A 15,598-nucleotide genomic window follows, 5' to 3' on the forward strand; every position below is an offset into this window, starting at 1 on the left:
GAGGTCTGAGCATAACCGCTGGCTCGTACCTCTGGTATTCTCGTCGCCATGAAAAAAACTCTCCCTTTAAGCCTGATCGCAGCCCTCGGTGAAAACCGTGTGATCGGCGTCGACAACAGCATGCCCTGGCATTTGCCGGGGGATTTCAAATATTTCAAGGCCACCACGCTCGGCAAGCCGATCATCATGGGGCGCAAGACCTGGGACTCCCTGGGCCGACCGTTGCCGGGGCGCTTGAACCTTGTGGTCAGCCGTCAGACCGATCTGGCGCTGGAAGGTGCGGAAGTTTTTCCGTCGCTGGACGCCGCCGTGGAACGTGCCGAGGCGTGGGCGCTGGAGCAAGGCGCGGATGAGCTGATGCTGATTGGTGGTGCGCAGTTGTATGCGCAGGGGCTGGAGCAGGCGGATCGCCTGTATCTGACGCGGGTGGTGTTGAGCCCGGAAGGGGATGCGTGGTTTCCGGAGTTTGATGCGGGCCAGTGGAAGCTGGTGTCGAACGTGAAGAATGCGCCGGAAGGCGACAAGCCTGCGTACAACTTCGAAGTCTGGGAAAAAGCCTAAAAGCATCCCAGGCAAGCCAGCTCCCACAGTTTGATCCGGTTTCTTCAGGAAAACTCGGTCAAATGTGGGAGCAGGCTTGCCCGCGATAGCGGTCTATCAGGCTTGCGCTAACTCGGCATGCTCATCGGCATTCAACAGCGCTTTGTCTGTCTGCCCCATCACTTGGCTGGTAATCGCGCCGGCCGTCATCGAACCGTTCACGTTCAACGCCGTACGGCCCATGTCGATCAGCGGCTCCACGGAAATCAGCAGCGCCACCAGTGACACCGGCAAGCCCATGGCCGGCAGCACGATCAGCGCGGCAAAGGTTGCACCACCGCCCACGCCGGCAACGCCTGCCGAACTCAAGGTCACAATCGCCACCAGGGTCGCGATCCACAGCGGGTCCAACGGGTTGATGCCCACGGTTGGCGCCACCATCACTGCCAACATCGCTGGATAGAGACCGGCGCAACCGTTCTGGCCGATGGTCGCGCCAAACGAGGCGGCGAAACCGGCGATGGACTGCGGGATGCCCAGGCGGCGGGTCTGGGCTTCGATGCTCAGCGGAATCGCGGCGGCACTGGAGCGGCTGGTAAAGGCAAAGGTCAGCACCGGCCACACTTTGCGGAAGAAACGCAGCGGGTTGATCCCAGCCAGGGACAGCAGCAGGCCGTGCACCACGAACATCAGGCCCAGGGCCAGGTACGACACCACCACGAAACTGCCGAGCTTGATGATGTCTTGCAGGTTGGAGCCGGCGACTACCTTGGTCATCAGCGCCAGTACGCCGTAGGGCGTGAGCTTCATCACCAGGCGCACCAGGCGCATCACCCAGGCTTGCAGGGTGTCGATGGCGTTGAGCACTTTCTGGCCTTTTTCCACGTCATCCTTGAGCAGTTGCAGCGCGGCAACTCCCAGGAACGCGGCAAAGATCACCACGCTGATGATCGACGTGGGCTTGGCCCGGGCCAGGTCGGCGAACGGGTTGGCGGGCACGAAGGACAGCAGCAGTTGCGGAATATTCAGGTCGGCGACCTTGCCCGCGTAATCACTCTGGATCACTTGCAGGCGCGCCATTTCCTGGGTGCCGGCCACCAGGCCTTCGGCGGTGAGGCCGAACAGGTTGGTCAGGCCGATACCGATCAGCGCCGCAATGGCGGTGGTGAACAGCAGCGTGCCGATGGTCAGGAAGCTGATCTTGCCCAGGGACGAGGCGTTGTGCAGGCGCGCCACGGCGCTGAGGATCGAGGCGAACACCAATGGAATCACGATCATCTGCAGCAGTTGCACGTAGCCGTTGCCGACCAGGTCGAACCAGCCGATGGAGGCCTTGAGCACTGGATTGCCGTCACCGTAGATCGTGTGCAGGGCCGTCCCGAACACCACGCCGAGGGCGAGGGCGAACAGCACCTTCTTGGCGAGGCTCCAGTTTGTGCGACGGGTTTGTGCCAGGCCCAGCAACAGGACCACGAACACCAGTAAGTTGAGAATCAGGGGCAGATTCATTGAAGCTCCGTTGAGAAGGCAGCCAATCGCGTGAGCCTGCGATTGCGAACCGGAAAGCCTAACAGCTTGAAATATATTGATTTAATACCGATATGGAATGTTGACTGTCGTTTTTGGAATAAGCGTTTGACGCTCAGGCACATGCCGTTGGCGCAATCACGATGCAAGCGGTCGTGCTCGGGCGATAACTGTCATACAGATTTGTTAGCGTCGATGTCTTTCACTCAGGGAGAAAACGCTTATGAAGCTTGCGCCGAAACTACTGGTCTCTGCCGCCTTCTGCCTTGGCCTCGCCAGCCAGGCCTTTGCCGCCACCGAGTTGAAGCATTGGCCAGCGCCTGCGGCCAAGCAACTGAACGAAATGATCGCTGCGAATGCCAACAAAGGTAACTTCGCGGTATTCGACATGGACAACACCAGCTACCGCTACGACCTCGAAGAGTCCTTGCTGCCTTACCTGGAAAACAAGGGCCTGATCACCCGCGACACCATGGACCCGTCCCTGAAACTGATCCCGTTCAAGGACACCGCCGACCACAAGGAAAGCCTGTTCAGTTACTACTACCGCCTGTGCGAAGTGGACGACATGGTCTGCTACCCGTGGGTTGCGCAAATCTTCTCCGGCTTCACCCTCAAGGAACTCAAGGGCTATGTGGATGAGCTGATGGCTTCCGGCAAGCCGGTGCCCGTGACCTATTACGAAGGCGACGTGGTGAAGAACTCCGAAGTGCAGCCGCCGAAAGTCTTCACCGGCCAGGCTGAGCTGTACAACAAGCTGATGGAAAACGGCATCGAGGTGTACGTGATGACCGCCGCCTCGGAAGAGCTGGTGCGCATGGTCGCGGCCGATCCCAAGTATGGCTATAACGTCAAACCCGAGAACGTCATCGGCGTGAGCACCTTGCTCAAGGACCGCAAGACTGGCGAGCTGACCACCGCACGCAAGCAGATTGCGGCCGGCAAGTATGACGAGAAGGCCAACCTCGGCCTCGAACTCACCCCGTACCTGTGGACCCCGGCCACCTGGATGGCGGGTAAGCATGCGGCGATCCTCACCTACATCGACGAATGGAAAAAACCAGTGATCGTGGGCGGCGACACGCCCAGCAGTGACGGCTACATGCTGTTCCACGATGTGGACGTGGCCAAGGGCGGCATTCACCTGTGGGTCAACCGCAAAGACAAATACATGACCCAGCTGAACGGCATGATGGCCAAGCATGCAGCAGCCCAGGCCAAAGAAGGGCTGCCGGTGACGGCGGACAAGAACTGGGTGATCGTCAAGCCGGACGAAATCCAGTAAGACCGAGTCGTCTGCATCGCAGGCAAGCCAGCTCCCACAGTTGACCGAGTTCCAACAGGAGAATGCGGTCAACCTGTGGGAGCTGGCTTGCCTGCGATAGCGATCCCAAGAACACCACGGACCTTGCAGCAAAAATAGATATCAATTGCGAACAAATCTCATCTTCTGCTAGCGTGCGCACTCCCTGAACCCCTCGTTCTTCTCAAGGTAGTGCTGTGCCCTCCTGGAATTCGCAGATCGCGCGCCTGTTCGCGGAGCAGAAGAAAGCCCTCGAAGCCTTCGTCACCCGCCGCACCGGCAGCGCCCAGGTGGCCGCCGACCTGACCCAGGAATCGTTCCTACGCCTGGCCCGCATGGACTGCGGCGAGAAGATCGACAACCTCCCGGCCTTTCTCTTCACCATCGCCAGCAACCTGGTGCGCGATCACCAGCGCCAGGCCATCCGCCGTGAGCGCCTGGACGCCGGCGAACCCAGTGAAGAATTGCCGTGCAGCAACCCGGGCGCCGATGAGCAATTGGCCGCCTACCAGCAGGAACAACTGATGCAGGACGCGATCCTGGCGTTGCCCGAAGCGACTCGGCAGATCTTCCTGCTTTATCATGTCGACGAACTTTCCTACCGCGAGATTGGCGAACGCCTGTCGATCACCCCGCGCAGCGTGGAATACCAACTGCGCCGTGCCCTGATCGAATGCCGTGCCTACATCAAGACGCGGCTCGCCTGCGACACACAAGGACGTCGGCCATGACCGCTGCACACACTGCCGATGCGTTGTTCGAGCAAGCTTCAGGCTGGTATTTCCGCCTGCAGGCCGAGGACGTGACCCCGGCCGAAATGGAGGCCTTTGCCGCCTGGCTCGGACAGGGCCAGGCCCAGGACGATGCGTGGCAGGAAGTCCAGGCGATGCTGGGCGGCTTGCGCGAACCGGCGCGGGTCATCCGTCGCGCCGAACAGGCGGCCTGGCGCAAACCCGCCCGGCGCTGGGCCTATGCCGCCGCGGTATTGCTGGCGGTGGGGCTGACCGTGCAGAACACCCCTTGGCTGGACCGCCTGCGGGCCGATTACGCCACTCGCACCGGCGAATCGCGCACCGTCGAGTTGGCGGACGGCTCTCAGTTGCAACTCAACACCGACAGCGCGGTGCAAGTGCGCATGAGCGGCGGTGAGCGCCAAGTACGCTTGCTGCGCGGTGAAGGGTTTTTCAGCGTGACCAAAGACCCGGCGCGGCCTTTCGTGGTGCAGTCCGGCGATGGCTGGGTGAAGGTGGTGGGCACCCAGTTCAGCGTGGCCCGGCGTGATGCGCAGACACGGGTACAGGTGGCGCAAGGCAAGGTGCAGGTCAGTGCGGGCAAGGGGGCGCCGGTTTATCTGGAGCCGGGGCGGGCCGTGGAGTATCAGGGCCAGCAGCTCAATGACGCCCATGGTTTCGACCCGGCCAGTGGCTTCGCCTGGCGCCAGCGGCAACTGGTATTTCGTCAGCAACCGTTGGCGGACGTGGTCAGCGAGTTGAACCGCTACTGGCCCGGCAAGACCCTGGTGCTGGGGGACGCGCTGCGTAATCGCGTGGTGTCCGGGGTGTTCGAGATCGACAAACCCGACGCCGTGATCAAGGCACTGGAATACACCCTCAACCTGCACGCCGAGCACTACACCCCGTATTTGCTGGTGCTGCGCGAAGGCAAAGCGTCCTAGCCGGCACTTTTTTTCAAAAACTTTCAGGGTTTCTCCGCAAGGCATCGTCCTTGATCACTGAGGCGCAAATAGTAAGCACTCTCAAGTAGTGCGGCGCCGATCACTGACTTTTTGCACCGGGGAGCACCATCCATGGCACACCGACACGCCGCACGGCCCTTGCTGGCACTGGCCATTTCCTTGGCCTGCGGCACTGCACCGCTGTACTTGCAGGCCGCCGAGACCACCCAGGCCCAGACCTATCGTTTTGATATTCCGGGGCAAAGCCTGGACGGTGCGCTGGCGGCGTTTTCGGCAGTGACGCGGGTTCAGGTGCTGGTTTCCGGGGAATTGACCCAAGGGGTGGTGTCGCCGGGCGTCAAGGGCAACCTGGGGCAACGCGAAGCCCTGGGCCAATTGTTGGGCGGCACAGGGTTGAGCGCAGCGTTTATCAACGCGGATACGGTCACCCTGGAAAAGCGCTTGGGCACAGGCACCGCCCTTGAAGTCGGCGCCACCACCATCAGCGCCGAACGCCTTGGGGTCACCACCGAAGGTACGGGTTCCTACACCACAGGCGCCGTAACCCTGGGCAAGGGCGAGCAGAAGCTCAAGGACATTCCGCAGTCGGTCAGCGTCATGACCCGCAAGCAAATGGATGACCAGAACACCACCAAACTGTCCGAAGTGGTTAAGCGCACGCCTGGCCTGACGGCGACCAAATCTCCTGGCCCTGGCATGTTCATCTTCTCCCGTGGCTTCGAAGTCGGCACGCTGCAATACGACGGTGTGGGCATTGCGCGCAACACCTACACGCTGGGCAGCTACCTCACCGAAAACATGGCGATCTACGACCGCGTCGAAACCCTGCGCGGCCCGGCTGCCCTGTTGCAAGGCGCCAACAGCCCTGGCGGTACCATGAACCTGGTGCGCAAACGCGGCCAGCAGGCGCCCACGGTAACCGTCACCGCCAAGGCCGGCTCCTGGGACCATTACGGCACTCAAGTGGACGCGGGTGGCCCGCTCAATCCTGAAGGCACGCTGCGGGGGCGGTTTGTGGCGGATTACGACACGACCAACTCCTTTGTCGATTATGTCGGCGGCTGGAATCAGACGGTCTATGGGGCAGTGGACTACGATTTCACGCCCGACACTACCGTCGGTGTCGGCATCAGCAACCAGAAAGGCCACTCACGCCCCAACTTCATGTCGTTGCCCCGCTACGCCAATGGCAGTGATATCGGCCTGCCGCGTTCGACCTTTGTCGGTGCCAGTTGGAACCGCGCCGTCAACAACCAGACCCAGGTGTTCGCCGACCTGGAGCATCGTTTCAACGATGACTGGAAAGTGAAGGCTGCGCTGGTGGCCATGGACGAGCATAACGACGCAACCTACCAGGCGACGTGGGATACCGTTCCCAACCCTGGCGACACGGGCAATGTGCGCTACATCGACTGGGTCACCGACTTCAATACCAAAAGCCGCGGTGCGGATGTGTATGTCAACGGCAAGTTCGATGGGCTGGGCTTCCAACAGGAAGTGGTGCTGGGCGCCAACTATTCCAAACTCACTACCGACGACCAGTGGGCACGCGCGGCAACGAATGGCGCGGATATTTTCAACATCGACCACAACCGTGTGCAACGCGACAAATACCAGCTGTTCCAGGCGGGTAACGCCTCCAAGAGCTGGTATGACATTCGCCAGAAAGGCCTCTATGGCACCTGGCGCGTCAAGGTGCTGGACCCCCTGACCCTGATCCTCGGCGCACGCACCAGTTGGTATGAGTATTCGTATATCGGCCAGAGCGGTCGCCAGGGTGTGTACAGCGCGCCGGAAGAAAGCACTACGCAAACCTCTGGCAAGGTCACGCCGTATGCCGGCCTGGTATACGCCCTGAACGATGAGTGGTCGGCCTATGCCAGCTACGCCGATGCATTCGAACCGCAAACCAACCTGACCACCTCCGGTTCATTGCTCAAGCCCATTGAGGGCAAGAACTATGAGCTGGGCATCAAGGGAGAACTGGCCGATGGCCGACTCAACACCTCGTTTGCGATCTTTCGCTACGACCAGGAAAACCGTGGCGTTCAGGACCTGCAAGGGCCGATGAACTGCAATGGCTGGTACTGCTCGGTGGCCTCGGGCAAAGTCCGCAGCCAGGGTTTTGAAGCGACCTTGGGCGGTGAAGTGCTGCCTGGCCTGCAACTGGCCTCCAGCTACACCTACAACACCACCCAATTCCTCAAGGACGACACTTACGAAGGCAAGGTTTTCAGCACCTGGACGCCCAAGCACTTGCTCAAGGTCTGGGGTGATTACCAGTTGCCGGGGGATTGGCAGAAGTTCAGCGTCGGTGCCGGTGTGACGGCGCAAAGCAGCACTGTTGCCTATGACCGCACCTTCAGTGTGCCGGGCAATGCGTTATGGGATTCGCGGGTGGCCTACAAGATCAACCAGGAATTCACCGTTGCGGCGAACCTGAACAATATGTTCGACAAGAAGTACTACATCCCGGCGTACAACGCGAACTGGGGCAGCAACTACTACGGTGATCCGCGCAATGTGATGTTCACCATGACCTACACCCCGCAGTTTTAAGCCCTACATATAACCCCTGTGGGAGCGGGCTTGCTCGCGAATGCGGGACATCAGTCATGCATGTGTTGACTGACACTCCGCCTTCGCGAGCAAGCCCGCTCCCACAGTATGATCTCCAGTGTCCTGGAGGGGGTTGGCCAGGCAAAAAAATGCCCCGCACCTGGCGGGGCATTTTCTAGGGGCGCAGCTTACAGACCGTCAAGCATCGCCTTGTTACGCACAGCACCCTTGTCGGCACTGGTGGCCAGCAGGGCGTAAGCCTTCAGCGCGGTGGTGACTTTGCGCGGGCGCTTCTCCACCGGCTTCCAGCCTTTCTTGTCCTGCTCGACCCGGCGCGCGGCCAGTGCTTCATCGCTGATCAACAGGTTGATCGAACGGTTCGGAATGTCGATCAGTACCTTGTCGCCATCCTGCACCAGGCCAATCGCGCCACCGGCTGCGGCTTCTGGCGAAGCGTGGCCGATGGACAGGCCCGAAGTGCCGCCAGAGAAACGGCCGTCGGTGAGCAAGGCGCAGGCTTTGCCCAGGCCCTTGGATTTCAGGTAGGACGTCGGGTACAGCATCTCCTGCATACCTGGGCCGCCTTTGGGGCCTTCGTAGCGGATGATCACAATGTCGCCTTCTTTTACTTCGTCGGCGAGGATGCCGCGCACGGCGCTGTCCTGGCTTTCGAAGATCTTGGCGTTGCCTTCGAACACATGGATGGACTCATCCACGCCGGCGGTTTTCACCACACAGCCGTCCAGGGCGATGTTGCCGTACAGCACGGCCAGGCCGCCTTCTTTGGAGTAGGCGTGCTCGACACTGCGGATGCAGCCGTTTTCACGGTCGTCGTCCAGGGTGTCCCAACGGGTCGACTGGCTGAACGCGGTTTGCGTCGGGATGCCGGCCGGACCTGCCTTGAAAAAGGTGTGCACGGCTTCGTCGTCCGTCTGGGTGATGTCCCACTTGGCGATGCCTTCGGCAATGGACGTGCTGTGCACGGTCGGCAGGTCGGTGTGCAGCAGGCCGCCACGGGCCAGCGAACCGAGGATCGAGAAGATCCCGCCGGCGCGGTGCACGTCTTCCATGTGGTACTTCTGGATGTTCGGCGCGACCTTGCACAGTTGCGGCACGTGACGGGACAGGCGGTCGATGTCGCGCAGGTCGAAATCGATCTCGGCTTCCTGGGCCGCGGCCAGCAGGTGCAGGATGGTGTTGGTGGAACCGCCCATGGCGATGTCCAGGGTCATGGCGTTTTCGAACGCCTTGAAGTTGGCGATGTTGCGCGGCAACACCGACTCATCGTTCTCGCCGTAGTAGCGCTTGCACAGCTCGACGATGGTGCGGCCGGCCTGCAGGAACAGCTGCTCACGGTCGCTGTGGGTGGCCAGGGTGGAGCCGTTGCCCGGCAAGGCCAGGCCCAGGGCTTCCACCAGGCAGTTCATCGAGTTGGCGGTGAACATGCCGGAGCACGAACCGCAGGTCGGGCAGGCGCTGCGCTCGTATTCCGCGACCTTCTCGTCAGAAGCGCTGGAATCGGCGGCGATGACCATGGCGTCGACCAGGTCCAGGCCGTGGGAGGCGAGCTTGGTCTTGCCGGCTTCCATCGGGCCGCCGGAGACGAAGATCACCGGGATGTTCAGGCGCAGGGCGGCCATCAGCATGCCGGGGGTGATCTTGTCGCAGTTGGAGATGCACACAATGGCGTCGGCGCAGTGGGCGTTGACCATGTATTCCACGGAGTCGGCAATGATCTCGCGGCTCGGCAGGGAATACAGCATGCCGTCATGGCCCATGGCGATGCCGTCATCCACGGCGATGGTGTTGAATTCTTTCGCTACACCGCCGGCGCGTTCAATCTCGCGGGCGACCAGTTGGCCCAGGTCTTTGAGGTGGACGTGGCCCGGTACGAACTGGGTGAACGAGTTGGCAATCGCGATGATCGGCTTTTTGAAGTCGTCATCTTTCATCCCCGTGGCACGCCACAGTGCGCGCGCGCCGGCCATGTTGCGGCCGTGGGTGGATGTTTTCGAGCGGTAATCTGGCATGGAGCACTCCGGGCGGCTAATCACTTACTAATCAGGTGCAAAGGGGAGTGAGCTTCTATTGACGTCTGGAACACTCAGAAAATGGCCGTGTGTCCAAAAGTTGCCACTCGCGTCGCGGGATCGCCGCTTGCTTGGGCCTCGAGCTCATAAACCCGCCGGGGGATGACTGGCGATGAATAGCGTCGATTCTACACCGCTGGCGGCGGGAGGGAATGGCCGCCAGTGTGAAGTTAGCGCTTACGAGACGTGCGCCGGCCTTTGCACCAGGGCATTGAGGCCCATACCGATTGCGCTCAGGATCAGGAAGGTCATTGGCAGTACGGTCATGACCTGCATGCCGGCCTGGCTGACCAGCCCGCTGATCAAGCCGCCGCTGACGAAAATGATCACGTTGCCGGCCGAGGCTGACGTCCCGGCGCTGTGTGGAAACAGCCCCATGGCCCGGGATGTGGCTATCGGCCGGGTGATGGTGGTGCCGGCGGTGCACAGGATCATCGGCAGCATCACCGTTATCACGCTCAGGCCCCACACGTTATGAAGCACCAGCATCAGCACGCCCGCCAACGCGATCAGCCGTAGGCCGGTGACGATTTGAGTGTGGCCTTCCATTCGTCGGTTCATCCAGCCCGCGCCCATGCCACCCAGCACATACGCCGCACCATAGAGCAGCAGCGCCAGGGAGAATTGGTAAGGCGTGAGGGCCAGTTGTTCCATCAGGATGATCGGCGACACCACGATAAAGGCGAAGTGGCAGGTGAAGGCCAGCGCCGAGATCAGCCAGTAGCCGACAAAACGCCGGTCGGACAACACCTGACGATAGGCTTTCAGAATGGGAATGCGGACTGATGGCGCGGTGCTTGGGCTTTCCAGCAGTAACCAGGCCTTGAAGACCAATACCAGGCCAATGACTCCAAACACCTGGAAACTGCCGCGCCAGTCCAGCCAGGTTTGCAGCCAACTGCCGAACAAGGGCGAGACTGAAATGCAGATCCCGCCCGCAGTGACAATCGCGATCCGCAGCCGCTCCTGCTCCTTGCCCACAAACAGATCCTGAACCAGCGCCTGTGACAGCACAAAGCTGCCGCACCCGACTGCCTGCACCACCCTGAACAACAGAAACGTAGTGAAGTCGTCTGCTATCGCGCAGCCTGCTGAGCCTATGACGGCAACGGTCATGCCGATCATCAGCAGCCGTTTACGCCCCAGGTTGTCGGACAGTGGGCCGACCAGCAGCAGCGACAAGGAAAGACCGATGGAAAACAGGCTGACGGAGAGCGCGATGTCGGCCACCGACGTGCCGAAGTGTGTCGCCATGGACGGGAATGAGGGGAGGATTACATCGAGTGGGAACACGCCGAGGACCGTCATCGTCATCAGCAGAAAGATGGCGGCAGTCTTGCGGGCGGGGGTGGAGAGGGTGGTCATCGGGTCAAAACTCAGTCCTTGAGCGAGGACGCAGAATTGATTTGATGAGGGGGAAAGTCAATGCTCAGAAGCTTAGGAACTAGCTATGACACAACACAAAACAATGTGGGAGCTGCGGTGCGACGATTCGACTTGCCTGCGATAGCGATTTAACAGGTTAAAAATCTGTACCTGATACACCGCCATCGCGGGCAAGTCGAATCGTCGCACCGCCGCTCCCACATTTTGATTCGCGCTAGGGTTTAGCTGTTAGGCAACAACCGGCACGTGATGCTCTTGATGTAGCGCGTCTCGGCAATCGCCGGGTGCACCGGATGGTCCGGGCCCTGGCCGCCGCGTTCGAGCATCTGGATATTGCGGTCCAGGTGGCGGGCGCTGGTCAGCAGGATGTTTTGCAGGTCGTCTTCCGGCAAGTGCATGGAGCACGAGGCGCTGACCAGGATGCCGTCCTTGCTGAGCAGGCGCATGGCTTGCTCGTTCAGGCGGCGGTAGGCGCCTTCACCGTTCTTCATGTCTTTCTTGCGTTTGATGAAGGCCGGTGGGTCGGCGACGATCACGTCGAAGCGCTCTTCACTGGCTTTCAGCTCTTTCAGGGCTTCGAACACGTCGCCTTCGATGCAGGTCATCTTCTCGGCAAAGCCGTTCAGCGCGGCATTGCGCTCCACGCCGTCGAGGGCGAAGGCGGAGGCGTCGACGCAGAACACTTCGCTGGCGCCGAAGGCCGCAGCTTGCACGCCCCAACCGCCGATGTAGCTGTACAGGTCGAGTACGCGCTTGCCTTTGGCATACGGGGCCAGGCGTGCGCGGTTCATGCGGTGGTCGTAGAACCACCCGGTCTTCTGGCCCTGGATCACCGGGGCTTCGAATTTCACGCCGTTTTCTTCCAGCGCCACCCACTCCGGCACCAGGCCAAACACGGTCTCGACGTAGCGGTTGAGGCCTTCGGCGTCGCGCGCGGCGGAGTCGTTCTTGAACAGGATGCCGCTTGGCTTGAGCACTTGGGTCAGTGCAGCGATCACGTCTTCTTTATGCGCTTCCATGGTCGCCGAGGCGATCTGCACCACCAGGATGTCGCCGAAACGGTCGACCACCAGGCCTGGCAACAGGTCGGAATCGCCGTACACCAGGCGGTAGAACGGCTTGTCGAACAGGCGGTCACGCAGCGACAGGGCGACGTTCAGGCGGTGCACCAGCAGCGACTTGTCCAAAGGCAACTTGATGTCGCGCGACAGCAGGCGGGCGCAGATCAGGTTGTTCGGGCTCATGGCCACGATGCCCAGGGTCTTGCCGCCGGCCGCTTCCAGGATAGCCTGGTCGCCTGCCTGGAAGCCGTGGAGTGGGGTGGCGGCCACATCGATTTCGTTGCTGTAGACCCACAGGTGGCCGTTGCGCAAACGACGATCGGCGTTGGCTTTGAGACGCAGGCTTGGCAGGGACATGACGTCGCTCCGGAAAAAAGAGCGGGAGTATACCTGTTGCGGCGCTGTTCATGTGGGAGCTGGCTTGCCTGCGATGCGGACGGCGCGGTGTATCTGACGTACGGCGGTGAGGCCATCGCAGGCAAGCCAGCTCCCACATTTGATTGGGTTTGCATTCAGGTTATTGAGGTGTCAGTCAGGTTCCCATAGAGGTTAGAATCCCCGCCTAGCCCAGAGTAAGTACTTATGTCCCAAGAGCTTTCCGCCGAACAGATCCAACAGGCCCTGCAAGGCATCAGCGTGCCGCCCCAACCGCAAATCATGGTGGATTTGCAGATGGAGCAGTACATGCCCGATCCGGACCTGGAAGTGATTGCACGGTTGATCTCCCAGGACCCAGGCTTGTCCGGCGCACTGCTGAAAATCGTCAACTCGTCGTATTTCGGCCTGAGCAACAAGATCGCCTCGATCCAGCGCGCAGTGAACCTGCTGGGCAGCCGCTCGATCATCAACTTGATCAACGCGCTGTCGATCAGAGGCGAGATGAGCGACGACACCATCGTCACCCTCAACCGTTTCTGGGACACCGCCCAGGACGTGGCCATGACCTGCCTCACCCTGGCCAAGCGCACCGGCGCCCAGGCGGTGGACGAAGCCTACGCCCTGGGCCTGTTCCACGATTGTGGCGTGCCGCTGATGCTCAAGCGCTTCCCCAATTACATGACCGTGCTGGAAGAGGCCTACGCCAACGCCGGCCCTGATTGCCGCGTGGTCGACACCGAGAACAACGCGTTCAACACCAACCACGCGGTGGTGGGCTACTACACCGCCAAATCCTGGCGCCTGCCCCAGCATGTGACCGACGCCATCGCCAACCACCACAACGCCCTGGCGATCTTCAGCGATGAGTCCTCGCGCAACTCCCAACTGAAAAACCTGCTGGCGATCCTCAAGATGGCCGAGCACATCGGCTCGTCCTACCGCGTGCTGGGCAACCAGTCGGTGGACCATGAATGGAATGCCATCGGCCACCTGGTGCTCGACTACGTGGGGCTGTCGGACTACGACTTCGAAAGCATGAAGCTGTCGATCCGCGAGCTGGGCGCCCACTAAACCGTTCTTCACGAGGTACGCATGCCCGAGTTACCAGAAGTCGAAACCACCCGGCGCGGCATCGCACCGCACCTGGAAGGCCAGCGGGTCAGCCGCGTGGTGGTGCGTGAGCGCCGGTTGCGCTGGCCGATCCCGGAAGACCTCGATGTGCGCCTGTCTGGGCAGCGCATCGTGCTGGTGGAGCGACGGGCCAAGTACCTGCTGATCAACGCCGAAGTGGGCACTTTGATCAGCCACTTGGGCATGTCGGGCAACCTGCGGCTGGTGGAAGTGGGAATGCCGGCGGCCAAGCATGAGCATGTGGACATCGAACTGGAGTCGGGCCTGGCCCTGCGCTACACCGACCCTCGGCGTTTTGGCGCGATGCTGTGGAGCCAGGACCCGCACAACCATGAGCTGCTGATTCGCCTGGGGCCGGAGCCGTTGACCGACCTGTTTGACGGTGATCGCCTGTTCCAGCTGTCCCGTGGGCGTTCGATGGCGGTGAAGCCGTTCATCATGGACAACGCGGTGGTGGTGGGTGTGGGCAATATCTATGCGACCGAAGCGCTGTTCGCGGCGGGCATTGATCCACGTCGCGAGGCAGGCGGCATTTCGCGGGCGCGGTATTTGAAGCTGGCGATCGAGATCAAGCGGGTACTGGCGGCTGCCATCGAGCGCGGCGGCACGACGTTGCGCGATTTTATCGGTGGGGACGGGCAGCCGGGGTATTTCCAGCAGGAGCTGTTCGTCTACGGCCGAGGCGGCGAGGCGTGCAAGGTGTGCGGGACGGAACTGCGCAATGTGGTGCTGGGGCAGCGGGCGAGTGTGTTTTGCCCTAAGTGTCAGCGCTGATTCTGTGTGATGGCTGAAGCCGCCTTCGCGAGCAAGCCCGCTCCCACAGTTAACCGGGTTCCAACATGAGAATGCGGTCGAATGTGGGAGCGGGCTTGCTCGCGAAGAGGCCCTGGCAGGCGCTGTTGAGCCTCACGCCTTACCGGTAATCAACCGATACTTGGCCATCAACTGCTCTTCCGTCTCCGGATGGGCTTCATCCAATGGAATGCAATCCACCGGGCACACCTGCTGGCACTGGGGTTCGTCGTAGTGGCCGACACACTGGGTGCACAGGTTCGGGTCGATCACGTAGATCTCTTCGCCTTGGGAAATCGCAGCGTTCGGGCACTCGGGTTCGCAGACGTCGCAATTGATGCAATCGTCGGTGATGATCAGGGACATGGAAACTCCTGCCAGGGCCGTCAGCCAAGGCATCTGAAAAACTAATGCGCGCAATTGTGCCGCATTGGCGCCCGCAGTGCGAGCCTGTGGCAAGCACTACTACCTGTGGCGAGGGAGCTTGCTCCCGCTGGACTGCGCAGCAGTCCCAATCTTTTCAAGCAGAGCGGGGCCGCTTCGCGCCCCAGCGGGAGCAAGCTCCCTCGCCACAGAGAGCCTTACTTCTTGAAGCGCAGGGTCAGCGCATCGGCCACGGCGGGGTGGACGAACTTGGTGATATCACCGCCCAACGCCGCGATTTCACGGACCAACGTCGAGGAAATGAACGAATAACGTTCCGACGGCGTGAGGAACAGGCTTTCCACGTCCGGCGCCAGTTGGCGGTTCATGTTGGCCAGCTGGAATTCGTATTCGAAGTCCGACACCGCACGCAGGCCACGCAGGAACACATTGGCGTTCTGCTCTTTGGCGAAATGCGCCAGCAAGGTGGAAAAGCCCACCACTTCCACGTTGGGCAGGTGCTTGGTGACCTCACGCGCCAGCTCCACGCGCTGTTCCAGGGGAAACAGCGGGTTTTTCTTGGGGCTGGCCGCGACCGCGATGATCACATGGTCGAACAGGCGAGAGGCACGTTCGACCAGATCGCCATGGCCTTTGGTAATCGGGTCGAAGGTACCTGGGTACAACACTCGGTTCATCGCGTCGTCCTGGCGGAGTCCGTTGGGGAACCGGATGGTATCGCAGCCATCCCGGTCGGCCAAGTCAACTTATG

At 61.1% G+C, this 15,598-nt stretch carries 13 protein-coding genes; 7 read left to right on the forward strand and 6 right to left on the reverse strand.

Features of this window, described 5'->3' with window-relative positions:
* Positions 1-48: 48 nt before the first annotated feature.
* Positions 49-561: a dihydrofolate reductase gene (locus tag HX803_RS08560; protein WP_178920015.1), complete on the forward strand. Its 513-nt coding sequence runs from the start codon at positions 49-51 to the stop codon at positions 559-561.
* 96 nt (positions 562-657) lie between these two features.
* On the opposite strand, the gene HX803_RS08565 is transcribed toward HX803_RS08560, so the two are convergent.
* Positions 658-2,049, reverse strand: coding sequence for an L-cystine transporter (locus tag HX803_RS08565; RefSeq protein ID WP_178920016.1), 1,392 nt, complete (start codon positions 2,047-2,049; stop codon positions 658-660).
* A gap of 241 nt (positions 2,050-2,290) precedes the next feature.
* Here HX803_RS08565 and HX803_RS08570 point away from each other — a divergent pair, with 241 nt between their 5' ends.
* The 4 genes from HX803_RS08570 (at position 2,291) to HX803_RS08585 (ending at position 7,625) form a co-directional block, all read left to right on the forward strand.
* Positions 2,291-3,352: a haloacid dehalogenase-like hydrolase gene (locus tag HX803_RS08570; RefSeq protein WP_256349846.1), complete on the forward strand. Its 1,062-nt coding sequence runs from the start codon at positions 2,291-2,293 to the stop codon at positions 3,350-3,352.
* A gap of 215 nt (positions 3,353-3,567) precedes the next feature.
* Positions 3,568-4,101 (forward strand): RNA polymerase sigma factor, encoded by a 534-nt coding sequence (locus tag HX803_RS08575; protein WP_178920017.1) that lies wholly within the window; start codon positions 3,568-3,570, stop codon positions 4,099-4,101.
* Positions 4,098-5,045 carry a FecR family protein gene (locus HX803_RS08580; protein ID WP_178920018.1) on the forward strand — a complete coding sequence of 316 codons (948 nt, stop codon included), beginning with the start codon at positions 4,098-4,100 and terminating at the stop codon, positions 5,043-5,045. The genes HX803_RS08575 and HX803_RS08580 overlap by 4 nt, the downstream gene beginning before the upstream one ends.
* Before the next feature lie 132 nt (positions 5,046-5,177).
* Positions 5,178-7,625 carry a TonB-dependent siderophore receptor gene (locus HX803_RS08585; RefSeq protein WP_178920019.1) on the forward strand — a complete coding sequence of 816 codons (2,448 nt, stop codon included), beginning with the start codon at positions 5,178-5,180 and terminating at the stop codon, positions 7,623-7,625.
* Positions 7,626-7,813: 188 nt separating this feature from the next.
* On the opposite strand, the gene ilvD is transcribed toward HX803_RS08585, so the two are convergent.
* From ilvD to HX803_RS08600, 3 genes are all read right to left on the reverse strand, one after another.
* Positions 7,814-9,655: a dihydroxy-acid dehydratase gene (ilvD, locus tag HX803_RS08590; protein WP_178920020.1), complete on the reverse strand. Its 1,842-nt coding sequence runs from the start codon at positions 9,653-9,655 to the stop codon at positions 7,814-7,816.
* A 237-nt stretch (positions 9,656-9,892) separates the two neighbouring features.
* Entirely contained in the window at positions 9,893-11,080 is a 1,188-nt protein-coding gene (locus HX803_RS08595) for a Bcr/CflA family efflux MFS transporter (protein ID WP_178920021.1), read from the reverse strand.
* Between the two features lie 242 nt (positions 11,081-11,322).
* Complete coding sequence (locus tag HX803_RS08600) at positions 11,323-12,519, reverse strand: class I SAM-dependent rRNA methyltransferase (protein WP_003195152.1); 1,197 nt, start codon at positions 12,517-12,519, stop codon at positions 11,323-11,325.
* 279 nt (positions 12,520-12,798) lie between these two features.
* On the opposite strand from HX803_RS08600, the gene HX803_RS08605 reads away from it, so the two are divergent.
* A complete protein-coding gene (locus tag HX803_RS08605) occupies positions 12,799-13,611 on the forward strand; it encodes an HDOD domain-containing protein (protein ID WP_178920099.1) in 813 nt (270 codons plus the stop codon).
* 21 nt (positions 13,612-13,632) lie between these two features.
* Positions 13,633-14,445, forward strand: coding sequence for a bifunctional DNA-formamidopyrimidine glycosylase/DNA-(apurinic or apyrimidinic site) lyase (gene mutM, locus HX803_RS08610; protein ID WP_178920022.1), 813 nt, complete (start codon positions 13,633-13,635; stop codon positions 14,443-14,445).
* A gap of 132 nt (positions 14,446-14,577) precedes the next feature.
* Here the strand turns inward: mutM and HX803_RS08615 are convergent, their stop codons facing one another.
* The gene (locus HX803_RS08615; protein ID WP_017139475.1) at positions 14,578-14,829 is read right to left on the reverse strand and encodes a YfhL family 4Fe-4S dicluster ferredoxin; all 252 of its coding nucleotides are present in this window, start codon (positions 14,827-14,829) and stop codon (positions 14,578-14,580) included.
* 215 nt (positions 14,830-15,044) lie between these two features.
* The gene (gene coaD, locus HX803_RS08620) at positions 15,045-15,524 is read right to left on the reverse strand and encodes a pantetheine-phosphate adenylyltransferase (RefSeq protein WP_003176711.1); all 480 of its coding nucleotides are present in this window, start codon (positions 15,522-15,524) and stop codon (positions 15,045-15,047) included.
* Positions 15,525-15,598: the final 74 nt, after the last annotated feature.

It is taken from the genome of Pseudomonas sp. P7548, assembly GCF_013386585.1.
In the GTDB taxonomy this organism is placed as follows: Bacteria; Pseudomonadota; Gammaproteobacteria; order Pseudomonadales; family Pseudomonadaceae; genus Aquipseudomonas.